Here is a 22,218-nt window from a genome sequence, read left to right on the forward strand (position 1 = left end):
GCACCGGCGGTCCGGGCCCGCCGCCGCCCGGGGGCGGCGGCGGACCTGATCACGCCGGGTCTTTGATCTCGCAGATGACCGCGCCCGATGCGACCATGGCGCCGATCTCGGCGCTCAGGCCGACCACGGTTCCGGCCTTGTGCGCGGTGAGCGGCTGCTCCATCTTCATGGCCTCCAGCACCACGATGGTGTCGCCGGCCGCGACCGTGTCGCCGTCGGCCACGGCGACCTTGACGATCGTGCCCTGCATGGGGCTGACCAGGGAGTCGCCGCCCGCCGCCCGGGTCGCCGTCTTCTTCGCGCGGCGGGGTGGGGCGGGCTTGCGCGCCGCCGGGCCGGAGGCGCCGAGGCCGGCGGGGAGGACGACCTCCAGGCGCTTGCCGCCCACCTCCACCGTGATCCGCTCCCGCTCGGCCGGCTCCCCGGCCGCGACCGTGCCCTCGTACGGGGGAATGCGGTTGTCGAAGTCGGTCTCGATCCAGCGGGTGTGCACGGTGAACGGCTCGGCGGCGAAGGCCGGATCCGCGATGACGGCCCGGTGGAAGGGCAGGGCGGTGGGCATGCCGTCGATCTCGAACTCGGCCAGGGCGCGGCGGGCGCGCTCCAGCGCCTGGGTACGCGTGGCCCCGGTGACGATGAGCTTGGCGATCAGGGAGTCGAAGGCGCCCGGCACGGTCTCGCCCTGCTCGTAGCCGCTGTCGAGGCGGACGCCGGGGCCGGAGGGGGCGCGCCAGCGGGTGATCGTGCCGGGGGCGGGCAGGAAGCCGCGGCCCGGATCCTCGGCGTTGATCCGGAACTCGATGGAGTGGCCGCGCAGCGGCGGGTCGTCGTAGCCGAGCGGCTCGCCGGCGGCGACGCGGAACTGCTCGCGGACCAGGTCGATCCCGGAGATCTCCTCGGTGACCGGGTGCTCGACCTGCAACCGCGTGTTGACCTCCAGGAACGAGATCGTGCCGTCCTGGCCGACGAGGAACTCGCAGGTGCCCGCGCCGACGTACCCGGCCTCGCGCAGGATCGCCTTGGAGCTGTCGCGCAGCAGCGCCTCCTGCTCGGCGGTGAGGAAGGGAGCGGGGGCCTCCTCGACGAGCTTCTGGTGACGGCGCTGCAGCGAGCAGTCGCGGGTGGACACCACGACCACGCCGCCGTGCGCGTCGGCCAGGCACTGGGTCTCGACGTGCCGGGGCCGGTCCAGGTAGCGCTCGACGAAGCACTCCCCCCGGCCGAACGCCGCCACCGCCTCCCGGACGGCGCTGTCGTACAGGTCGGGGATCTCCTCCAGGGTGCGGGCGACCTTCAGCCCGCGCCCGCCGCCGCCGAACGCCGCCTTGATCGCGATCGGCAGGCCGTGCTCCTCGGCGAACGCCACGACCTGCGTCACATCGGCCACCGGCTCGGGCGTGCCGGCGACGAGCGGCGCGCCGACCCGCTGGGCGATGCGGCGCGCCTGGACCTTGTCGCCGAGCGCGGTGATGGCGTGCGGCGGCGGGCCGATCCAGATCAGCCCGGCGTCGATGACGGCCTGGGCGAACGCGGAGTTCTCGGCGAGGAAGCCGTAGCCGGGATGCACGGCGTCCGCCCCGGCGCGTCCGGCCACCTCGATGATCTTCTCGATGGACAGGTACGTCTCCGCCGGGGTGACGCCGCCCAGCGCGTACGCCTCGTCGGCCAGCCGGGCGTGCAGGGCGTCACGATCGGGGTCGGCGTAGACGGCGACGCAGCCGATGCCCGCGTCCCGGCAGGCCCGGATGACCCGGACCGCGATCTCGCCCCGGTTGGCGACCAGCACCTTGCGCAGACTCACCGCACTCCTCCAAGATTCCAGCTCGACTCCCGCCAGCCGCGCGGCCCCCTGAGCAGGGGGCCGCGCAGCGTCCGCCGGACGACGCGGGTCTCCGGCGGCGGGGCGGGCCTGTCCCGCACGGCGCCGAGGACCGCGACGAGGGCGGCGAGTTCTTCCGGTGACGGCGTGCCCGCCACCACGGTCAGGCCGCTCACAACGGGATGTTCCCGTGCTTCTTGGGCGGCAGGGCGTCGCGCTTGCCGCGCAGCAGCCGCAGCGCCCGGGTGACCTCGCGGCGGGTCTCGCTGGGCCGGATGACCGCGTCCACGTAGCCGCGCTCGGCGGCCAGGTAGGGCGTGGCGAGGGTCTCCTCGTACTCGCGGATCAGCTCGGCCCGCAGCACGTCGGGGTGGTCGACGGCGGCGAGGCGCCTGCGGTGCAGGACGTTCACCGCGCCCTGCGCGCCCATCACCGCGATCTGCGCCGTGGACCAGGCCAGGTTGACGTCCGCGCCCAGGTGCTTGGAGCCCATGACGTCGTACGCCCCGCCGTACGCCTTGCGGGTGATGACGGTGACCAGCGGCACGGTGGCCTCGCCGTACGCGTACAGCAGCTTGGCGCCGCGCCGGATGATGCCGTTCCACTCCTGGTCGGTGCCGGGCAGGAAGCCGGGCACGTCCACCAGCGTGAGCACCGGGATGCCGAAGGCGTCGCAGGTGCGGACGAACCGGGCGGCCTTCTCGGAGGCGTCGATGTCGAGCGTGCCGGCGAGTTTCATCGGCTGGTTGGCGACGACGCCCACCGGGCGGCCCTCGATCCGGCCGAAGCCGACCACGATGTTCGGCGCGAACAACTCCTGGACCTCCAGGAAGTCGCCGTCGTCGAGCAGCGTGCCGATGACCTCGTGCATGTCGTACGGCTGGTTCGGGGAGTCGGGGACGAGGGCGTCCAGGGCCAGGTCCCGGGCGTTGAGCTCCAGGTCGGCCTCGAAGGACGGGTGCGGCGGCTCGTCGAGGTTGTTCTGCGGCAGGTACGACAGCAGCGCCCGCGCGTAGTCGAGCGCGTCGTCCTCGTCGCTGGCCAGGTAGTGGGCCACGCCGCTGCGGCTGTTGTGCACCCGGCCGCCGCCGAGGTCCTCGAAGGTGACGTCCTCGCCGGTGACGGTCTTGATGACGTCGGGGCCGGTGACGAACATGTGGGACCCCTCGTCCACCATGATCGTGAAGTCGGTGAGCGCCGGGGAGTAGACGTGGCCGCCCGCGCACGCGCCCATGATGAGGGAGATCTGCGGGATCACGCCGGAGGCGCGGATGTTGCGGCGGAAGATCTCGCCGTACATGCCGAGCGAGACCACGCCCTCCTGGATGCGGGCGCCCGCGCCCTCGTTGATGCCGATGATCGCGCAGCCGTTGCGCATCGCCAGGTCCATGACCTTGCAGATCTTCTGGCCGTACACCTCGCCGAGCGAGCCGCCCGCGACGGTGAAGTCCTGGGAGAACACGCACACCTGGCGGCCGTCGATCGTGCCGTACCCGGTGACCACGCCGTCGCCGTACCCCAGCGTGCCCTTCGCAAGCACGTCGAGCTCGACGAACGACCCGGCGTCGAGCAGCCGCTCGATCCGCTCGCGGGCCGTCAGCCTGCCCTTGGCGTGCTGCTTGGCGGCGGCGCGGGCCTCCGCCGCGTGAACCGCCTCGTCCAGGCGTTCCTTCAGGCGGGCGAGGCTGCCCGCGGTGCCCTGGAGTGCCATCCACACCACCGTTGATAGGACCCATTGGTAAGACCCATGGATAAGACTCAGTTTCGTATCAACGATACTCAGTATCAGGTGCCGTGAACAACCCGGGTCTCGGCGAGAATGGCCACGTGCCCAAGACGCCCATCAGCCGACGCCTCGCCGAGGCCGCGGTGGCGCTGTTCGACGAGAACGGCTACGACGCCACCACGGTCGACGACATCGCCGCCCGAGCGGGCGTGAGCCGCAGCACGTTCTTCCGCTACTACCGGTCCAAGGAAGACGCGATCTTCCCCGACCACGACGCGCTGCTCGCCCAGGTCGACGCCCGGCTGCGCGCCTCCACCGCCGGCACCGCGATCGTCGCGATCACCGACGCCGTACGGCTGGTGCTCGCCCACTACGTCGACGACGCGGAGGTGTCCCTACGGCGCTACCAGCTCGTCCACAAGGTGCCCGCGCTACGCGACCGCGAGATCGCCAGCGTGGCCCGCTACCAGCGGCTCTTCCGCGAGTTCGTCGGCGAATGGCTGGCCGGCTCCCCCGACGCCGACCTGCGCGCCGAACTGATGGCCGCCTCCGTGGTGGCCGCGCACAACCAGGTGCTACGCGGCTGGCTGCGGGCCGGCGGCACCTACGATCCGTTCGGTCCGCTCGACCACGCCCTCGGCTACGTGATCGCCACCTTCCGCCACCTCGAACAGCCCCGGGAGAGCGACCAGGTCGTCGTCGCCACCTTCAGCCGCCAGGCCTCCCCGGAGGCCGTCATGGCCGCCATCCAGCAACACCTGAGCTCGGACTCCTGAAACGCCTGGCACGCCTGAAGCACCTGAAGCGCCGCCGCGCCCCTCGTCACCGACGTTTCGCGGGCTTCCGATAGGTGATGACCTTGTCGCCGGGTCCCGGGTAGGCCATGATCAGCAGCCGCTGGGTGCCGTACTTCTCCCCCTTCCAGGGGAACCAGGCGAAGTGCACGCGGATGCGGTAGTGGCCTTTGCGGCCGTTGAGCGATATATCGGGCAGTGTGGTGCCGCTCAGGCCGTCCATGAGAACCATCCGGCCGGTGGGGCTGTCGTAACCGACCTCGACGACGTGCTCCCAGCCCTTGGTCTCCACCGGCGGACGACGCGCGTAGGTCTCCAGGGTGACGCACATGTGGTAGTCGGAGTGCGTCTGTACGAACAGATGGCCGGGGCCCGCGCCGACCAGGCCGTTGTCGCCGCTCTTCTCGTACACGCCGTCGCCGGTGGGGTCTCCCTCGCCCTCGTAGAGTTCCAGGCCCACCTCGGGCCATTCCGGTTCTTTCAGCCGCACCGCTTTGACGGGTCTGATGAGCGGACGGTGGCGGGGCGTGGCGTCACATTTGCGCTGTTCCTCCGCTTGGAACTCCTCGAATTCGCGGTCCTGCGCGGCCTGTTGGGCCTTGATCTTGGCGTCGGCGGCCGGGCAGATGTCGGCCAGCACGTAGGCCATCCTGGCGACGTCCACTCCGTGCACCGAGCGCACCCGGTCCAGTTCGCGCGGATCGTTGCGGGTGTAAACGTCGCACAGGCGACGTCCGTACTCGACCAGCGCCAGGTCCGGGATGGCGTCGGCGAATTCGAGCGCGTCGTTGGTGCGCACGGCGCAGACGAAGGCGCGCGTCCCCGTCAGCGGTTCGTCCTCCTTTATCGAGTATTCGCGTGGAGAGCAGTCCTTGGCCGTGGTGAAGGGGCCGCGCACCTGTGCGGCGGCGGGCAGGAAGAGCAGCGCCAAGGACAAGACCAGCCCCGCGGCCAGCATGTGGTACGGACGGCGGACGGCGGGCGGCTCGGTGTACAGCAGGAACAGCAGCAGGGCCGAGACGGCGAGCGCGACGCTGTACCACAACGGCGAGATGCCGAACTCCGGCCCGCCGTCCTGCCCCCGGGGAAGCAGTCCCGCCGGGTAGTACCGCAGCCGCTCCTCGGCGTACTCGGGGATGCCCCAAATGTCCGGCCCGGACTCCGTGGTGAGCACGGTGACGACCCCTGCCACGGCGGCGGCGAGCAGAACCGCCATGGTGCCCCGCAGCAGCCCCTTGGTCCTGCGCACGACCGCGATCCCCACCAGCACGGCCGGGGCGCCGACCCCGACCAGCGCGTCCACGGCGATCCACAGCAGCGTCGCCGGAATGGCGGTGTACTCCTGGAAGTAGCGCTCGAACACGCTTCTGGGCCCGATCCACAGCGGCGTTCCGTGCGCGAGGTTGACGGCCGCGGGGATCAGCGGCGGCACCACGGCCAGGGCGGCGAGGGCACAGGGCCGTCGTGGCGCCCGTGCGGCGGCGCGGGGCGAGGTCTCCGCGGACGGTACGGCGGGCGGGCCGCCCAGCTCGTGCGCGGAGCGCGCCGCCCATGCCAGGCCGATGACGTGCAGGACACCGGTGAGCATGAACAGCACCAGGACGTAGTCCACGACGCCACCGAACGAGAAGGACCCGAACGAGCCGGGCGACAGGAACGACAGCGCCGCCGCGATCGCCCCCATCCGCACGGTGGCCCGGCTCCACCGGGGATCCCTGGCCTGTCCGACCAGGACCGGTATCAGCCACATCAGGTGAAGCGCGTCGCCCACCGGCAGTTCCCCCACGAACTGCAGGAACCCCGCCAGCGGGAAGAGATCCACACCGAAGGCGACCGTGGCAAACGTCTGGAGAGCGGCGTCCAGCAGTCCGGCCACGAGCCCGAGGAGCCGCAGCCATCGCGGTAGCGCTCCCCGCAGGACCATGAAGAACAGGCAGACGATGGCGAACTGGATCAGGTCGCCGGGCAGGCCCAGCCACCACTGGTACGGGAGCGGAAGGATGAATAGCAGGGCGCAGGCGACGCTGAGGTACAAGGCCGCCCGCAGCAGCCCGACCGACCTTCCCCCGCCGGCCGGCTCGCCGGTCAATCGGCCGCGAAGCACCTGCCAGTAGACCCACGCCTGCAGGACCCCGCACGCGATCACGAGGATCTCCACCCACCAGGCGAAGGGGATCAAGTGCTGCCATCCGTCCCCCACGACGAGCTGTCGCAGCAGTCCGGGGTCGCCGGTGATCAGGGCGATGACGCCCGCCACAACGACCACGGCCACGTAGCCGACCGCGAGAAACGCGGCGATCCTGCCAAAACGGTAGCGTCGCACGGAACATCCCTGGAAAGCGCCGATAAGGCGAAGCGGAGCGACAAACAACACCAGTCAGGTAGTTGTCTGCCTTCGCAGGAAAAAGCGAAAGAAACCCTACTATAAGAAGTGATCTTACGAGGAACTCCTCCAGAGCCCGCGCGTCCGGGGAACTCATAGGCGTCCCCGGCGCCGCCGAATCCGCCTCCCGGCCTCTGCCCAAGCCCGCCCCTCGCCCACCCCCATCGGATTCGGCCCCGCCGGTTTTCCGTCGCCCCGCGCCACCTGGCCGCCGACCGCCCCGAGCAGGGCGGAACCGCCCCCGGCAGGACGGATGCGCAATGGCGACTCGCCCTAATCACCCTGAATGGACATCCGATATTCGCGCCAACAGAGAAAGCCCGCGGCATCGGCTGCCGCCTCTTCGCCGTAGCGCCCCGCGTTCGCCGACCGGGCCGCACACTCAGCGGAAATTGTCGGTCCGCTTGTTCACACTGGGTTCCGTTCCCCCTGCATTCCGGAGGCTCGCAGTGGCACGACGACGGAAACCGGTCAAACGGCGATCGCGCGCCCGAAAGGGCGGCGCGGAATGGGTGCTATGGCTGTTCGCGATCGCGGCCGTCGCCCTGATCGCCAAGTGGCTCCTCAACGTCGTCGTGGCCAACTGGCCGGTCCTCCTCTCGATCACGCTTCTTGTCGTCGTGGGCCTGGTCTGCGCCGTCGTGCTCCGCGCCCGGGTGATCCGCGCGAGGCAGGAGAAGTGGCTGGAGGACAACGCCCGTCTCGAACGCGCGGACCGCCTGTCCCCCGACGACTTCGAGGTCCTCGTCGAGAGGCTGCTGCTGCGCGAGGGGTTCCGGGACGTCCGCAGGCTCGGCGGCAGCGGCGACGGCGGCATCGACGTCATGGGGCGTGCGCCCACCGGCGAGCCCTTCGCCATCCAGTGCAAACGCTGGCGCAGCTCGGTCGGCTCGCCGGTGATCCGCGATCTCCTCGGCGCCCTGCACGCCCACCCCGGGCACCGAGGCGTCCTGGTCACCACCGCGAGCATCACGGCGCCCGCCCGGCAGTACGCCGAGGGCACGGGCCTGATCCTGATCGACCGGGCGTTGCTGGGCGACTGGCTGGCGGGCGCCATGACGCTCGCCCCGAGGCCCCGGCCGGGCCTCACCCGGCGGCCGTGGACGAGACGCCGCGCGTGAGGCGTGCCCTCGAACGAACTCGTCCACCAGCGGCGAAATTCAGGTGACATCTCGCCGCGTTTGCCGCAATGTGGAGCGAGTGCGATGAGTTCTGTCGGTGGCCGCGGTCAGTATGTGCATGACGATGACCGCCGAAGAGATGACAGACCCGCAGGGCCGCTCCGGCCTCCTTCTGACCGACGATTTCGATAGAGGTGCCGTGTCCGGCCTACAGCTCGAAACGCCTGCCACATTGACGGGCGGCGGCGCACGCCGTACTCCCGCTGTGATCCCGTTGCTGGTGCTCGCCACGTTCGTGGTCATCCTCAATGAGACGATCATGATCAACGCGATCCCTCGGCTGATGACCGCGCTGAACATCACCGAGCAGACCGCGCAGTGGCTGTCCACCGCCTTCATGCTGACCATGGCCGCGGTGATCCCCATCACCGGGTGGTTCCTGCAGCGGGTCACCACCCGCGCCGCGTACACCACCGCCATGGGCCTGTTCCTGCTCGGTACGGCGCTGGCGGGGCTCGCGCCGGTGTTCGAGGTGCTGCTCGCCGCCCGGATCATCCAGGCGGCCGGGACAGCCGTGATGATGCCGCTGCTGATGACCACGCTGATGCGGGTCGTGCCCGTGTCGGAGCGCGGCCGGGTGATGGGGAACGTCACGCTGGCCATCTCGGTCGCCCCTGCCATGGGGCCGACGGTCTCCGGGCTGATCCTGCAGCTCGGGTCCTGGCGACTGCTGTTCGCCGTGGTGCTGCCCATCGCGGCCCTGATCACGTGGGGCGGTCTGCGGCAGCTCAAGAACGTCGGCGAGCCGGAGTTCTCCACCATCGACTGGCCGAGCGTGGTCACCGCCGCCGCCGGGTTCGGCGGCCTGGTCTACGGGCTCAGCCGGTTCCAGGGCGGCGACATCCGCGTCGCCGGGGCGATCGTGGGGGCAGGGCTGGCCCTGATCGCCGTGTTCGTCGTCCGTCAGATCGTGCTGCAGCGGCGCGGCACGCCGCTGCTGGACCTGCGGACGCTGCGCCACCGCACCTTCACCGTCGCGTTGATCCTGATGTCGGTGGCCTTCATGGCGATGCTCGGCTCGATGATCCTGCTGCCGCTGTACCTGCAGAACCTTCGCGGCCTCAGTCCGCTGGACACCGGTCTGCTGGTGATGCCGGGCGGGCTGGCGATGGGGCTGCTCGGCCCGGCCGTCGGCCGCCTGTTCGACCGGTACGGCGGGCGGGTGCTCGTCGTGCCCGGCGCCGTCGGGATCACGCTGTCGCTCGCGGGGTTCACCCAGGTGACGCTCGCCATGCCGTACTGGCAGCTGCTCGGCCTGCACGCGCTGCTCATGGTGAGCCTGGCCGCGACCTTCACGCCGGTCTTCACCCTCGGGCTCGGCGCCGTCCCGTCCTCGCTGTACTCGCACGCCAGCTCGATCCTGAGCACGTTGCAGCAGGTCGCCGCGGCCTTCGGCACCGCGCTGGTGATCACCGTGATGGGGGCGCGGGCCGAGACCGTACGGGCCCAGGGCGTCACGGAGTCGCTCGCGCTCCTCGACGGCATGCGGCTCGCCTTCGTCATCGGCGCCGTTCTGTCGGTGGCGGTGATCATCACCGCCCTGCTCCTGCCGAACCGGGCGGACAACGTGGGCGAGCACGCGGGATTCGGTCACTGAGGCCCGGCGGCGGGAGGAGGCGGTCCTCCTGACGCGCCGGTGCTGCTTCGACCCGGGGTGTGCGCCCCGGGTCGAATCGTGAGGACGCGTACGCGACCGAATCGGAGGCCCGGGAGGAGTCCGGGGGCGTCCGGCCCGTGGGTCAGATCGCGAGGACCCGGCGGCAGACCGCGGTCAGCACGGCGTCGATGCCGGGTCGGGAGCGGATGCCGGGGCTGCGGGCCAGGTCGTTGATGACCGTGAGGGCGGCGTGGACCACGACCCGGGCGCGGGTGGCGTCGAGATCGGTGTGGATCCGCCGCAGCAGGTGGACCCATTCGTCGATGTACTCGCGCTGCGCCTGCAGCAGCGGGGCCGCCTGCTCCCGGGGGATGTTGTGCGTCTCGGTGATGAGCAGGTCGAGCAGGTGTGGGTGCGCGAGGGCGAACCGGCCGTAACACGCCAGCATCTCGTGCAGCGCGCCGATCGGGTCCTGCGCCCTCGCGAGGGTGTCGTCCAGCATGACCTGGAGGTATCCGTTCGCCCGCTCCAGGGCGGTGACCAGCATCGCGGCCTTGTTGGGGAAGTGGTTGTAGACGCTGGACGCGCTCATGCCCACCGACTCGGCGACGTCCTCCATGCTGACGCGGGTGTAGGTGCGCTCGGCGAAGAGCCGGACGGCCGCGCCGAGGAGGCGTTCGCGCTTGGTCGTCCGCTGCAGGCCCCCGGACGGCGCGGCGGGCCCGGCGGGCGGCGGGTCCGGCAGCTCGGTGGTGAGCGCGCGGTTCGCCAGTTCGGTGAGCAGCGCGTCGTAGCCGGGGCGGGGCAGGTCGATGGCGTGGAACGACGGGCCGAGCAGCACGGCGAGGACCGCGGCGGCGACCAGGCCCGTCTGGTGCTCGGGGATCTGCGGCCGGGCCGCCTGGACGGCGAGGATGAACCGCCGTCGGGCGTGGCGCATCCGGGCGCGGACGGCGTCCTGCGTCCCGGCCGGGAGGCATCGCGCCTCGCGCTCCCACAGCACGCCGATGGGGCGGTGGTCCAGCGTGAAGGTGGCCGCGGCGGCCAGCGTCCGGGCGGGGTCGGTCTGCGCGTCGATCTCGGCGGCGAACCGGTCGGCGATGTCGCCGATGACGGCGGCGAGCAGCTCGTCCTTGCCCGCGAAGTGCCGGTACAGGGCGGACGGCACGACGGCGACCGCCTCGGCGACGTCGCTGATGCCGACCCGTTCGTAGCCGCGCGACCCGAACAGCCGGGTGGCGGCGGCCAGGATCAGCTCACGCCGGTTGGCCGGCCGGGTGCCGCGCGCCGGCCGATCGGCGACGGTCATCGCCCGCCCGCCTCGGCCGGCCGTGCGACTCGCCTCACCGCGCACCTCCGTCGTACGAATGACTTTTCACTTGGCTCTCCGTACCCATTGACGTAACAGAAGCATAGACCGAAGATGTGAGCACCCTCACACGTATGTGTATTCACAACGCGAATCGCGAGGTGTCCCATGTACCTGACCCAGTTCCTGCACCGCGCGATCCAGCAGGACGCTCAGCGCGTGCTCACCGTGTTCGGCGACCGAACCCGCACCGTCGCCGAGTGCGTCGACCGCGTGGCACGGTTCGCGCACGCCCTGCGGTCCCTCGGCGTACGGCCCGGCGACCGGGTCGGCATCATGGCCCTCAACAGCGACCGCTACCACGAGTTCCTGCTCGCCGTCCCGTGGGCGGGCGCGGTGACGAACACGGTGAACATCCGGTGGAGCGCCTCCGAGGTGGCCTACTCGCTCGTCGACTGCCGCACCGACGTCCTGCTGGTGGACGACGCGCTCGCCGGCCTGCTGCCCGCGCTGCGCAAGGAGGTCCCCGACCTCAAGACGGTGATCTTCTGCGGCGACGGCCCGCAGCCCGACGACACGCTGAACTACGAGGAGCTGATCGCCGCGCACGAGCCGGTGGAGGACGCCCGCCGCCACGACGACGACCTCTACGGCATCTTCTACACCGGCGGCACGACGGGCCGGCCCAAGGGCGTGATGCTCAGCCACCGCAACATGGTCACCTCCGCGATGGGCACCCTGGCGACCCTCCCGGTGGTCTCGAAGGGCGGCCGGCTGCTGCACGCGGCGCCGATGTTCCACCTCGCCGACATCGCGGCCTGGGCGATGGGCCTGCTGGCCGCGTCCACGCACGTCATCGTGCCCTCCTTCACCCCGGCCGGGGTCGCGGAGGCGATCGCCCGGCACCGGGTCACCGACGCCCTCCTGGTGCCGACCATGATCCACCTGCTGGTGAACTCGCCCGAAGCGGCCGACGCCGACCTGTCCAGCCTGCACGGCGTGCTGTACGGCGCCTCCCCGATCTCCGAGGAGACGCTGCGGCAGGCGCGGGAGAGGCTGCCCAACGCCGCCTTCACCCAGGCGTACGGGATGACCGAGTTGTCCCCGGTCGCCACGCTGCTGAGCCCCACCGACCACGACGACCCGGTCCGGTCGCGCTCCGCGGGCCGCGCCGTCGCGCACGCCGAGGTCCGCATCGTCAACCCGTCCGGCGCCGAGGTGCCCCTCGGCACCGTCGGCGAGATCGCCGTCAGCGGCGACCACGTCATGCTGGGCTACTGGAACAAGCCCGAGGAGACCGCCGCCGCGCTCCGCGACGGCTGGATGCACACCGGCGACGGCGGATACATGGACGAGAACGGCTACGTGTTCGTCGCCGACCGGATCAAGGACATGATCATCACCGGCGGGGAGAACGTCTACTCGATCGAGGTCGAGAACGTCCTCACCAACCACCCCGCCGTCGCCCAGTGCGCCGTGATCGGCGTACCGGACAAGGACTGGGGCGAGCGCGTGCACGCCGTGGTCGTCCTCGCCCCCGGCGCGAGCGCGACGGCCGAGGAGCTGCGCGACTTCTGCCGCCCGCACATCGCCAACTACAAGATCCCGCGCAGCGTCTCCTTCACCGACGCGCTGCCCATCTCCGCCGCCGGCAAGATCCTCAAGCGCGAGCTGCGCGAGCGGTACCGGGCGGGCTGACGGTCAGCGGGCCGGGACCCGCGGCCGGTTCCACCACAGGGACAGGGACATGGCCGTCGCGACGAGGACGCCGCCCGCGGCGGCGAAGGCGGCGGCCGTGTCGACCTTCTGGTAGACGACGGTGAAGCTGCCGGGGAGGGACGCGAGGGCGTCCTGGAGCTCGTCGGCGTTCTCGGCGCGGTGGTAGGAGCCGCCGGTGGTCTGGGCGATCCGCTTGAGCGTGGGCTCGTCGATGTCGCGGATGTTGCGCCCCCGCCCGCCGAACCCGCCTCCCCCGCCGAATCCGCCACCGCCGCCGAATCCGCCGTAGTTGTCGAACTGGGAGCTGTCACACACCATCGGGGCCGGGGTCGTGGTGCCGAAGCCGATGGTGAAGACGCGGACGCGGCGCAGCGCCGCCTCCTCGGCGGCGGTCTGCGGCTCGACCCCCTGGGTGTTGGCGCCGTCGGTGAGCACGACGATCGCGGCCGCGGCGTAGTCGCCCTCGCCGCCCGAGCCTCCAGTGCCGCCGGTGCCGCCGCTGCCACCCGAGCCGCCGGTGCCGCCGGTGCCGCCCGCTCCGCCTCCGCCGGGATTCGCCCCGGTGGGGGGCACCGACGGATCCACCTCCGCGATCGCGTCGATCGAGGTGAGCATGGCCTGCCCGATCGCGGTGCCGCGGCCCACGGTGAGCACCTCCAGCGCCTCGATCAGCGCGTCGGTGTCGTCGGTGGGCGGGACGAGCAGGCCCGAGGTGCCCGCGAAGGTGACCAGCCCGATGCGCGGCCCGCCCCGCTGCGACTCGATGAACTCCACCGCGGCCTTCTTCGCCGCCGTGAGGCGGTTGGGGTCCACATCCGTGGCGCACATGGACCCGGAGGTGTCGAGCGCGAGCACGATCGTCGCCGACGTCTGCGGCACCGGCACCGACGCCTGCGGTCGCGCGGCCCCGATCGAGAGCAGCACGAGCCCGGCGACGAACAGCGCCACCGGGATCCTCCTCGTCCACCGCGTACGGCCCGGCAGCGCGGCCCGCACCAGCGCGATCGAGGTGACCCGCACCGCGGCCCGCCGCCGGCGGCGCAGCGCCCACGCGCGGATGATGAAGATCAGCGGTATGACCAGAATCGACAGCAGCGCCCAAGGCCATGACAACGACATCTAAATCACCCGTCCGGACCGCAGCACGGTGAGCGCCGCCCCCACGGTGAGCAGCGCGAGGGCAAGCCCGATCAGCCCGCCGGCGAGGGGCAGCGGCTCGTCGGACACGGTGAGCCGCAGGTCGATCGTGTCGGCGATCCCATCGAGCCGCGCGGCGTCGGAGGCGGGCTGGTACGTCCCGCCGGTGGTCTTCGCGATCAGCGTGAGGGTCTCCTCGTCGAGCGCGGTCCGCAGATGGAAGCCATCGACCTTCACCGTCGCCCCGGCCACGGTCCCGACCCCCACGGTGTGGATCTGGATCCCCGCCCGCTGGGCCACCATCGCGGCCCGCTCCACGTCCGGCCCCTGGTTCTGGCCGTCGGAGAGGATCACGATCGTCGCCGACGGCCAGTAGCCGATGTCGGGCGGCGGCGCGTCCTCCCGGCCGAGCGCCACCTGTCTGCCGGTGATCGCCGTCAGCGAGGCCATGATCGCCGCCCCCAGCGACGTGCCGCCGCTGAGCTTCAACCGGTTGATGGCCGCGAGCGCGACCGAGTGGTCGGCGTCGGGCCGCGCGGTGGTGAGCGCGCCCCGCTCGAACGCCACGACCCCGATGTCGACGCTGTCCGGCTGCGCCGCCACGAACGCGCGGGCCGCCCGCTGCGCCGCCGCCAGCCGGTTGGGCGCGACGTCCTGCGCGCCCATGCTGTTGGAGACGTCGACGGCGAGGATGACGGTCCCGGCGGTCCGCGGCACCGGCACCATGGCCGTCGGCCCGGCGGTGGCGACCGCGAGCACGGCCACGCCGCTGAGCGTCAGGCCCACGCCGAGCCGCGCCCGCCGCCCGCCCGGCGCCGCGACTCCGGCCGCGGCGAGCGCGGCCCTCCGGCGCCGCCCCGAGACGACCGCCGCCCAGGCGAGCGCGGCCGTCACGAGCAGTCCGACGACGAGCAGCAGCGGGGAGGACAGGGTCATACGACCTCCTTGCGCCCGGTCATGCCGGCCTGTCCCCGGTCCGGGCGACGACCTCGACGAGCGTCTCGGCCAGGTCGCGGTCGGTGTCGACACGGTGGACGGGCACCCCGGCCCGGCGCATGCCCGCCGCGAGCCGGGCCTCGCGCTCGTCGACCGCGGCGCGGAAGCGGACCCGCAGCAGCGGGTCGGCGGAATCGACGACGAGCTGCTCGCCGGTCTCGGCGTCCTCGACGACGATCAGCCCGGCCTCGGGCAGCACGTCGTCGGCCGTGTCCACGATCCGCAGGGCGACCACCTCGTGCCGCCGGGCCAGGCGCCGCATCGAGCGCTCCCAGTCGCCCTCGCCGATGAAGTCCGACAGCACGACGATGAGCGCGCGGCGGCGCGCGAGCCGCCCGGCCGCGTCCAGCATCTCCGCCAGGTCGGTGGTCGCACCGCCGCGCGCCTCGAACGTGCGCTCCAGCTCGGCGCCGATCCGCAGCACGTGCCGCCGCGAGGTGCCGGGCGGCACGACGCGCAGCATCCCGGTGTCGAACAGCACCGCGCCGACGCGGTTGCCGCCCCGCCCGAACAGCCGGGCGAGGACGAGGGTGAGCTCGGCGAGCACGTCGCGTTTGCCCCGCCCCGGCCTTCCGGCCGCCATCGACGCCGACCGGTCGAGCACGAGCCACACCGTCAGCTCGCGGTCCTCGGTGAACATCCGCAGGTACGGCTCGTCCAGCCGGGCGGTCACATTCCAGTCGATGTGCCGGGCGTCGTCGCCGTCCACGTACGCGCGCAACCCGGTGAAGTCGATCCCGGCGCCGCGGTGCACGGTGCGGTGCGCACCCTGCAACCGGCCGTCGAGCCTGCGGACGACCTTCCACTCCAGGCGGAGCAGGAGCCTCTCGGTGGCGGTGGCCATGGCTCAGCGGCTCTGCAGGACGACTTCGGGCGCCCGGACCGCCCCGAGCACCCGGTTGATGATCGCGTCGGCGTCCACGTCGTCCGCGAGGGCCTCGTACGACAGCACGACGCGGTGGCGCAGCACGTCGAGCGCGAGCTCGGCCAGGTCGTGCGGCAGCACGTACTCGCGTCCGCGCAGGAACGCCAGCGCCCGCGCGCCCGTGACGAGCGCGATGGACGCCCGCGGGCTCGCGCCGTAGGTGACGTACCGTTCGAGCTCGCCGAGCCCGGCCATCGCGGGGGAACGCGTCGCGGTGACGAGCCGTACCGCGTAGTCGACGATCGCCGGATCGACGTACACCTGCTGGGCGCGGGCCCGCATCGCGATCAGGTCGTCGGTCGTCAGCATCGGCTGCGGCGGCTCCGGCGGGCGCAGCGCCCGGGCGACGATCGCCTGCTCCTCGGGCTGCGTCGGATAGTCGACCAGCACCTTCATCATGAAGCGGTCCACCTGCGCCTCGGGCAGCGGGTAGGTGCCCTCCGACTCGATCGGGTTCTCCGTCGCCATGACCAGGAACGGCTCGGGCACCCGGAAGGTCTCGCGGCCGATCGTCACCTGATGCTCCTGCATCACCTCCAGCAGGGCGCTCTGCACCTTCGCGGGGGCACGGTTGATCTCGTCGGCGAGCAGCAGGTTCGCGAACACCGGGCCGAGCTCGGTCTTGAACTCCCCGGAGTGCTGGTGGTAGACGCGCGTGCCGACGAGGTCGGCCGGCACCAGGTCGGGGGTGAACTGGACCCGCTGGAAGCTCCCGTCGATCGCGGCGGCCAGCGACCGCACCGCGAGCGTCTTGGCCAGGCCGGGCACGCCCTCGACGAGCAGGTGCCCGTCGGCGATCAGCGCGACGGCCATGCGCTCCAGCAGCAGGTCCTGCCCGACGATCACGCGTTTCACCTCGAACAGCACCTGTTCGAGCGGGTGAGCCGACGCGGGGGACGAGATCGGGGTCATCGTGTTCCTTCTCATGGCTCTTGCTCGTGGCTCTTGGTTCAGATCTGCGGGCCGCCGCCCGGCGGGCCCTCACCGTCGCCGCCGCCCAGGGCCGCGCCGATCGGCACCGCGAACGCGATCCCGGCGAACGCGTCGTCGCCTCCCGGGTCCGCTATGGAGACGACGATCCCGATGACCAGGCCGTCGGCGTCGAGGAGGGGACCGCCGGAGCTCCCCGGGTTGGCGGCGGCGTCGAACTGGATGAGCCCGCTCGGCCCGCCGTCCACGGCCTTCCGGTTGAGCCCCGACACCACGCCGGTGGAGACGCTGTGCGTGAGGCCCAGCGGGTTGCCGATGGCCACCACGGGGGCGCCCACCTCCGCGCCGCCGCCGAGCGTCGCGGGGACGACGATCTCCGGCAGCTTCGCGGGTTTGAGCATCGCGACGTCGAGCTTGGGATTCGCCGACGCCACGGCGGCCTTCGCCTTGGTTCCGTCGGCGAACGTCAGGTTGATCTCCTTGGCGCCCTTGATGACGTGGTGCGCCGTGATGACCGTCCCGTCCTCGGACGCGATCACCCCGGTGCCGAGCGACCGCCCGGCCTGGACGGTCACCACCGACGGCCCGACCTTCTGATAGACCTCGGTCGTGGTGAGCTTCGTGGCGCTGGGCGTCGGCGTCGGGCTCACGGTGGGCGCGGCGGCCTGGCCACCGCTCCCGCCACCGCCCATCAGGTACGCCAGCACCGCCACGACGACGAGGGCGACGCCCCCGGCGAGAACCCACCGAGACCTCCAGGCCACGGCCCCCTGAGCTTCGGCCGCACCGGCCTCCCGCGGCACGTGCTCCATCGCCCCATAGTCATAAACCTTGGCGAAAAGTGCCATAAAAAACGCCTGAGAAACTGCTGAGAACCGGCCGAGCGCCCCGGAATCGCGCACGGTGGGGATCTCACAAAATGGGGATCGCGCATGGTGGGGATGACGTCGCCTGTCTCCGCTCGCGGCGGCGACGGACAATGGCGCCCATGGATCTGCGTGAGTTCGGCGAGTTCCTGAGGTCGCGGCGGGACCGCATCCAGCCCGGCGAGGTGGGACTGCCGGCGGGGACGCGACGCCGGGTGCCCGGGCTGCGCCGGGACGAGGTGGCGATGCTGGCCGGGGCCTCGACCGACTACTACAACCAGCTTGAGCAGGGGCGGGGCGCGCAGCCGTCGGAGCAGATGGTGGCGGCGCTCGCCCGCGCGCTCCGGCTGACCGCGGACGAGCGGTCGCATCTGTTCCTCCTGGCGGGCCGCCCGGTCCCGCCGCCGCACGGCCTGTCGGCGCACGTGCATCCGGGCATGCTGGACCTGCTGGGACGGCTGCCCACGACGCCGGCGGCCGTGATCACCGACCTGCACGCCACGCTCGTCCAGAACCGCCTGGCCACCGCGCTCCTCGGACCGATCGGCACGGCGAAGGGCCACGAGGCCAGCTTCGTCTACCGGTGGTTCACCGACCCGGAGGCCCGCTCGCGCTACCACCCGGACGAGCACGACCACCAGTCCCGCGTCTTCGTCGCCGACCTGCGCGCCGTATCGGGACGCCGGGGCGGCGACGAGGAGGTAACCACCCTCATCGACACGCTGCTGTCGTCCAGCGCCGAGTTCGCCGACCTATGGGCGCATCAGGAGGTGGCCGTACGACGCAAGGACCGCAAGCGCCTCATGCATCCGGAACTGGGCGTCATCGAGCTTGACTGCCTCAGCCTGCTGAGCGAGGACGGCACCCAGCGCCTGCTCTGGTTCACCCCGCCGGTCGGCAGCGACTCGGCCGAGAAACTCGCCCTGCTCAACGTCCTCGGCAGCCAGGACATCACCGCGGACCCGAGTCCGACGCGCTGAGCCCTTCCTCGCGGCGCTGCGTCGCGAGGAAGGGCTCCGGCGGCCGGGTGGTCACCACCGCTGAAGCATCCCTGCCCCTGTGCTCAGGGCCGGATGATGACCTTCCCTTTGGCCCCTTTGGCGTGGCCCCTGGTCACGCCCGGCCGTGCTTGCCACTCCGCCCCGGCGCCGAGAAGCGTTCGGTGAGGAACTCGACGGTTCCCGAGACTCCGTACGACTGCTCGGCCGAGTGGGTCTTGCCCTCGTGTTCGACCAGCGCGATGTCGGCGCCCTTGGCGCGGTACTTCGCCGCCAGCCGGCGAGCGGCCTCGACCGGCAGGAGCTCGTCGGCCGTGCCGTGGTACATGTACACGGGCGCGATCGGCGTGCCGCCGAAGCCGATCGGGCTGATGCCGTACGCGAAGGCGCGGAAGCGGCCGGTCCGCAGCGAGCCCGGCCACGCCTCGAACTGCTCCAGCGTCGCGTTGTAGGGCCCGGCGGCGACGGCCGCGCCGGAGCAGCCGTGCTCGGCCCGGTCGGCGTAGGCCCGCGCCTGCTCGTTGATGTACCGGTCGGTGTTGGCCTTCGGGAAGGTGTGGCGGAAGGTGGCGAACCCGAACGGCAGCCAGCCGGAGATCTGCTGGCCGCTGATGGCGGCCAGGGCGGCGTTCAGGTCGGCGATGACGCCGCCGATGGCGATGCCGCTGATCTTCAGTTCCGGGGCGAACCTGGCGTGCCGCTGGGCGGCCGCGGCGGTGGCGAAGCCGCCTCCGGAGTAGCCCCACAGGCCGACGGGGGCGTTGCGGGCCACGCCCGCCGGTTTGAAGGACCGGGCCGCGCGGATGCCGTCGAGGATTCCGTGCGCGGCCGCGTCGCCGCCCATGAACTCCGATTTCGGCCCCTCGTAGTCGGGCACCATCACCGACCAGCCGCGCCGTACCGCGTCCGCGACCTGCTGCCGGTCGAAGGCGATCGCGGTCGGGCCGACGGGCACCGAGCCCGCCCGGAGCAGATAGGACGGCGCGCAGAAGGTGGCCAGGCCGTCCTCTGGGGTTTGGTACGACAGCAGGGGCCGGGGGCCCTTGCCGGTCCACGGGGCGGTGGGCACGAGCAGGGTGCCGACCGTCGCCGTGGGCCGCCCCGCGTTGTCGCGGGTCTTGTACAGCAGTTGCCAGACCCGAGCCGGAGCCGGCACCGCGAGGGCGTCGGCCGACAGGCTCCGCGACCGCAGCACCGTGCCGTCGCGCACCGAGCCCAGCCCGGCCGGCACGGCGTAGAAGGGATCATCGTCCGGTTGGGGGACGACGGCCGTGCCGGACGACGGAGAGGGGGAAACGGTGGGAGAAGCGGTGGGCGAACTGGTGGGGGCGGTGGGGGAAGCGGTGGCGGTGGCCATCGCGGCGGGCGCCGCGACCGTGCCGGTCAGCGCGAGCATGCTCCGCGCGGCCGTCGCCACCGACCCCACCCACCCCCGCGCCACCACGATCATCGGCGAGCTCAGCATCCACAGCGCGGAGTTTCGGCGGCTGTGGGCCCGACACGACGTGAAGGAGACCGTCCACGGGAGGAAGCCGTTCCGGCACCCGCGCGTCGGCGACATCACCCTCGACTGGGACACCTATCCGCTGCCCGGCAACCCCGGCCCGTTCCTGCTCGTCTACACGGCCGAGCCCGGTACGCCGGACGCCGAGCGCCTCCAGCTCCTGGCCTCCCTCCACGCCACCCGCAGCCGCCGGCCCGCGCCCGCCGACGACACCGCCACCCGCGCCTGAGCCCGCCGCCGGGCACGTTTCCGGCTCGGGGGGCGGACATGCTGACGGGCGCGGCCCCGTCACGAGAGGCCGCGCCCGTCAGGTTGGGGGCGGAGGGGGTTGGCTTTGTCAGCCGCAGCGCCTGCCGGTGTTGATGCAGTTAACGGCCTGGCGCATCAGCTGCTCCGGCATCACGTTGATGAAGTCGGAGTGGTCGGTGACCGGCTTGTGCAACTGCTCCGGGAAGCTGTCCACGGCGAAGGACGGGCCGGACGGCACCGAGTAGGTGATGCGCTGCTCAAGCGCCGGGATCGCCTTGAAGCCCTGCGGGCAGCTCCCGTCGGCCTGGGTGAACGTCACGTGGGTGCGGTGGTTGGCGCTGTCGGTGTTGACGCCGTCCCAGCAGCTCTGGAACTCGAAGATGCGGACCACCTGGCTGCCGCGCGGGCAGAGGGGGTACTTGTCTTCAAGCCGCCGGTTCTCGAAGCCGGTGCAGGTCCACGAGGCGTTGGCGTTCGCGGTGCCGTTCGTGAACGACTTCGCGTCGCCGGTGATGATGCGCAGGAACTTCGGCGCATCCACCACCTTGGAGGTCGCGTTACCGCGGAAGGTCAGCGTGACCGAGGTCGGCCGGAGGATCCTGCCGACGTTGCCGTCGAGACCGCCGCCCGGCTGGTTCGCGTCGGACTCCCGCGTGCCGATCACGCGCAGGACCGGCCAGAAGTACGCGGACTTGTCGCCGTTGGTGCAGGTGGTGCCGGCCGCGTCCAGGCTCTCGTTGGTCGACTGGCCGCTGGTGTCGAGGTTGCCGACGTAGTCGTGCACGTGGTGGGCGCCGTTGCTCACGCCCGGGGCGACGATGACGTTGTCGGAGTTGAAGTGGCGGTTCTCGTTGCGGCCGCAGCGAGAGGTGAAGGTGCCCCTGGAGGCGTTCTGCTGGAGACGCGGGCGCACCAGGTTCGGGCGTACGCTGCGGATGTCGACGAAGTCCTCGGGCACCGGGCCGGTCGCCTGGCCGGCGCCGTTGTTGTTGCCGTTGTTCCCGTTGTTGTTGCCGTTGCCCTGGCCGTTGTTGTTGTTGCCCTGGCCGTTTCCGTTGTTGTTCCCGTTGTTGCCGTTGTTGTTGCCCTGGCCGTTGCCGTTGCCCAGCTCGCAGGTGGCGAGCTGGTTCAGGCCCTGCGGCCGAGCGCCTCCGGCGCGGGCGATGGCGATGGAGATCCGGCCAAGGGTGGCGATGCGCTTGGCCCGCAGCGGCCCCAGGATGGCGTTCTGCACGAAGTTGGGGCCACCCTGCCCAGCCGAGTTCGCCAGACGCCGGTTCGCCTCGGCGACCTGCTGGTCAAGCAGGGCGAGGTTGCGGTTCACCTCGTTCTGCGCCCTGGCCGGGACCTGCCCGAGCTGGTCGGCCACCGGCGGGCACACGATGGTCTGGCCGTTCCCCTGGCCCTGACCATTGCCCTGACCCTGGCCCTGTCCCTGTCCGTTGCCCTGGCCCTGGCCGTTGCCGTTGCCCTGACCGTTGCCTTGGTCCTGGCCGTTCCCCTGGTTTTGCCCGTCGCCCTGGCCGTTGCCCTGGCCTTGGCCGTTGCCGTTGCCCTGGCCCTGACCATTGCCCTGGCCTTGGCCGTTCCCCTGGCCCTGGCCGTTGCCGCCGACGAGATTGCAGGTGGCCAGCCCGTCCAGTCCTTGCGGCTGAGCGCCTCCGGCGCGGCCGATGGCGATGACGATCCGCTGTATGGCGGCGGCGCGCTTGTCACGCAGCGGCCCGAGGATGGCGTTCTGCACGAAGTTGGGACCGCCCTGCCCAGCCGAGTTCGCCAGCCGCCGATTCGCCTCGGCGACCTGGTTCTCCAACTGCGCGAGGTTCCTCGTCACCTCCGCCTGAGCCGCGGCGGGCACCTCTCCCAACCTGTTCCCTACCGACGGACACACGATGGTTTGAGCGCCCCTACCGGGACCGGTCGCGGCCTGTGCCGGCGTCAGCGCGCCCAGGCCGGTACTCGTGACGAACAGGGCCGTCATGGCCGCAGCCGTTCTCAAGCTCAGGTGGGACCGTCTGTGGTGCCTCTTCAAGAGAATCTCCTCGTCTACCGGTCCACGCCCTGGATGCTGAAGTGGGCCCGACA

General features: G+C 71.7%; 18 protein-coding genes. 6 read left to right on the forward strand and 12 right to left on the reverse strand.

Annotated features, from left to right (window positions below; translation table 11 throughout):
* Positions 1-49 precede the first annotated feature (49 nt).
* From AB0K60_RS20050 to AB0K60_RS20060, 3 genes are read right to left on the reverse strand one after another with little or no spacing between them, the layout of a single operon-like run.
* Positions 50-1,795, reverse strand: a complete 1,746-nt coding sequence (locus AB0K60_RS20050; protein ID WP_364056802.1) for a biotin carboxylase N-terminal domain-containing protein — start codon at positions 1,793-1,795, stop codon at positions 50-52.
* Between the two features lie 2 nt (positions 1,796-1,797).
* The gene (locus AB0K60_RS20055; RefSeq protein WP_364056706.1) at positions 1,798-1,995 is read right to left on the reverse strand and encodes an acyl-CoA carboxylase subunit epsilon; all 198 of its coding nucleotides are present in this window, start codon (positions 1,993-1,995) and stop codon (positions 1,798-1,800) included.
* Positions 1,992-3,530 (reverse strand): acyl-CoA carboxylase subunit beta, encoded by a 1,539-nt coding sequence (locus tag AB0K60_RS20060; RefSeq protein WP_364056709.1) that lies wholly within the window; start codon positions 3,528-3,530, stop codon positions 1,992-1,994. The genes AB0K60_RS20055 and AB0K60_RS20060 overlap by 4 nt, the downstream gene beginning before the upstream one ends.
* A gap of 116 nt (positions 3,531-3,646) precedes the next feature.
* Here AB0K60_RS20060 and AB0K60_RS20065 point away from each other — a divergent pair, with 116 nt between their 5' ends.
* Positions 3,647-4,321, forward strand: a complete 675-nt coding sequence (locus AB0K60_RS20065; protein WP_364056712.1) for a TetR family transcriptional regulator — start codon at positions 3,647-3,649, stop codon at positions 4,319-4,321.
* 46 nt (positions 4,322-4,367) lie between these two features.
* Here the strand turns inward: AB0K60_RS20065 and AB0K60_RS20070 are convergent, their stop codons facing one another.
* Positions 4,368-6,662, reverse strand: a complete 2,295-nt coding sequence (locus AB0K60_RS20070) for a hypothetical protein (RefSeq protein ID WP_364056715.1) — start codon at positions 6,660-6,662, stop codon at positions 4,368-4,370.
* Between the two features lie 509 nt (positions 6,663-7,171).
* On the opposite strand from AB0K60_RS20070, the gene AB0K60_RS20075 reads away from it, so the two are divergent.
* Together AB0K60_RS20075 and AB0K60_RS20080 are read left to right on the forward strand one after the other, a co-directional pair.
* Positions 7,172-7,843 (forward strand): restriction endonuclease, encoded by a 672-nt coding sequence (locus tag AB0K60_RS20075; protein ID WP_364056718.1) that lies wholly within the window; start codon positions 7,172-7,174, stop codon positions 7,841-7,843.
* A gap of 265 nt (positions 7,844-8,108) precedes the next feature.
* On the forward strand, positions 8,109-9,500 hold the full coding sequence (locus AB0K60_RS20080) for an MDR family MFS transporter (protein ID WP_364056721.1): 1,392 nt from the start codon (positions 8,109-8,111) through the stop codon (positions 9,498-9,500).
* A gap of 142 nt (positions 9,501-9,642) precedes the next feature.
* On the opposite strand, the gene AB0K60_RS20085 is transcribed toward AB0K60_RS20080, so the two are convergent.
* The gene (locus tag AB0K60_RS20085) at positions 9,643-10,809 is read right to left on the reverse strand and encodes a TetR/AcrR family transcriptional regulator (protein ID WP_364056724.1); all 1,167 of its coding nucleotides are present in this window, start codon (positions 10,807-10,809) and stop codon (positions 9,643-9,645) included.
* Between the two features lie 168 nt (positions 10,810-10,977).
* Between AB0K60_RS20085 and AB0K60_RS20090 the strand changes: the two genes are divergently transcribed.
* A complete protein-coding gene (locus tag AB0K60_RS20090; protein WP_364056727.1) occupies positions 10,978-12,507 on the forward strand; it encodes a long-chain-fatty-acid--CoA ligase in 1,530 nt (509 codons plus the stop codon).
* A gap of 3 nt (positions 12,508-12,510) precedes the next feature.
* On the opposite strand, the gene AB0K60_RS20095 is transcribed toward AB0K60_RS20090, so the two are convergent.
* The 5 genes from AB0K60_RS20095 to AB0K60_RS20115 are packed head-to-tail and all read right to left on the reverse strand — an operon-like array spanning position 12,511 to position 17,364.
* On the reverse strand, positions 12,511-13,647 hold the full coding sequence (locus AB0K60_RS20095) for a VWA domain-containing protein (protein ID WP_364056730.1): 1,137 nt from the start codon (positions 13,645-13,647) through the stop codon (positions 12,511-12,513).
* Positions 13,648-14,601 (reverse strand): VWA domain-containing protein, encoded by a 954-nt coding sequence (locus AB0K60_RS20100; protein WP_364056733.1) that lies wholly within the window; start codon positions 14,599-14,601, stop codon positions 13,648-13,650.
* Between the two features lie 19 nt (positions 14,602-14,620).
* Positions 14,621-15,505 (reverse strand): DUF58 domain-containing protein, encoded by an 885-nt coding sequence (locus AB0K60_RS20105; RefSeq protein WP_364056736.1) that lies wholly within the window; start codon positions 15,503-15,505, stop codon positions 14,621-14,623.
* 3 nt (positions 15,506-15,508) lie between these two features.
* Entirely contained in the window at positions 15,509-16,498 is a 990-nt protein-coding gene (locus tag AB0K60_RS20110) for a MoxR family ATPase (RefSeq protein ID WP_364056739.1), read from the reverse strand.
* Positions 16,499-16,536: 38 nt separating this feature from the next.
* Positions 16,537-17,364, reverse strand: a complete 828-nt coding sequence (locus tag AB0K60_RS20115) for a trypsin-like peptidase domain-containing protein (protein ID WP_364056742.1) — start codon at positions 17,362-17,364, stop codon at positions 16,537-16,539.
* 140 nt (positions 17,365-17,504) lie between these two features.
* Between AB0K60_RS20115 and AB0K60_RS20120 the strand changes: the two genes are divergently transcribed.
* Entirely contained in the window at positions 17,505-18,362 is an 858-nt protein-coding gene (locus AB0K60_RS20120) for a helix-turn-helix transcriptional regulator (protein WP_364056745.1), read from the forward strand.
* A 133-nt stretch (positions 18,363-18,495) separates the two neighbouring features.
* On the opposite strand, the gene AB0K60_RS20125 is transcribed toward AB0K60_RS20120, so the two are convergent.
* On the reverse strand, positions 18,496-19,611 hold the full coding sequence (locus AB0K60_RS20125) for a lipase family protein (RefSeq protein WP_364056748.1): 1,116 nt from the start codon (positions 19,609-19,611) through the stop codon (positions 18,496-18,498).
* Between the two features lie 79 nt (positions 19,612-19,690).
* Here AB0K60_RS20125 and AB0K60_RS20130 point away from each other — a divergent pair, with 79 nt between their 5' ends.
* The gene (locus tag AB0K60_RS20130; RefSeq protein ID WP_364056751.1) at positions 19,691-20,113 is read left to right on the forward strand and encodes a hypothetical protein; all 423 of its coding nucleotides are present in this window, start codon (positions 19,691-19,693) and stop codon (positions 20,111-20,113) included.
* Between the two features lie 108 nt (positions 20,114-20,221).
* Here AB0K60_RS20130 and AB0K60_RS20135 read toward each other — a convergent pair whose 3' ends face one another.
* Positions 20,222-21,991 carry a DUF1996 domain-containing protein gene (locus AB0K60_RS20135; RefSeq protein WP_364056754.1) on the reverse strand — a complete coding sequence of 590 codons (1,770 nt, stop codon included), beginning with the start codon at positions 21,989-21,991 and terminating at the stop codon, positions 20,222-20,224.
* Between the last annotated feature and the right edge of the window lie 227 nt (positions 21,992-22,218).

This window comes from Thermopolyspora sp. NPDC052614, from assembly GCF_040678635.1.
Classification (GTDB): Bacteria; Actinomycetota; Actinomycetes; order Streptosporangiales; family Streptosporangiaceae; genus Thermopolyspora.

Bases quoted from the DNA above. Each gene is read 5' to 3' on its own strand.
- AB0K60_RS20100 (WP_364056733.1), bottom strand. From the start codon at position 14,601: ATGACCCTGTCCTCCCCGCTGCTGCTCGTCGTCGGACTGCTCGTGACG.
- AB0K60_RS20060 (WP_364056709.1), bottom strand. From the start codon at position 3,530: ATGGCACTCCAGGGCACCGCGGGCAGCCTCGCCCGCCTGAAGGAACGC.
- AB0K60_RS20090 (WP_364056727.1), top strand. From the start codon at position 10,978: ATGTACCTGACCCAGTTCCTGCACCGCGCGATCCAGCAGGACGCTCAG.
- AB0K60_RS20085 (WP_364056724.1), bottom strand. From the start codon at position 10,809: ATGACCGTCGCCGATCGGCCGGCGCGCGGCACCCGGCCGGCCAACCGG.
- AB0K60_RS20120 (WP_364056745.1), top strand. From the start codon at position 17,505: ATGGATCTGCGTGAGTTCGGCGAGTTCCTGAGGTCGCGGCGGGACCGC.
- AB0K60_RS20110 (WP_364056739.1), bottom strand. From the start codon at position 16,498: ATGACCCCGATCTCGTCCCCCGCGTCGGCTCACCCGCTCGAACAGGTG.
- AB0K60_RS20095 (WP_364056730.1), bottom strand. From the start codon at position 13,647: ATGTCGTTGTCATGGCCTTGGGCGCTGCTGTCGATTCTGGTCATACCG.
- AB0K60_RS20105 (WP_364056736.1), bottom strand. From the start codon at position 15,505: ATGGCCACCGCCACCGAGAGGCTCCTGCTCCGCCTGGAGTGGAAGGTC.
- AB0K60_RS20115 (WP_364056742.1), bottom strand. From the start codon at position 17,364: ATGGCACTTTTCGCCAAGGTTTATGACTATGGGGCGATGGAGCACGTG.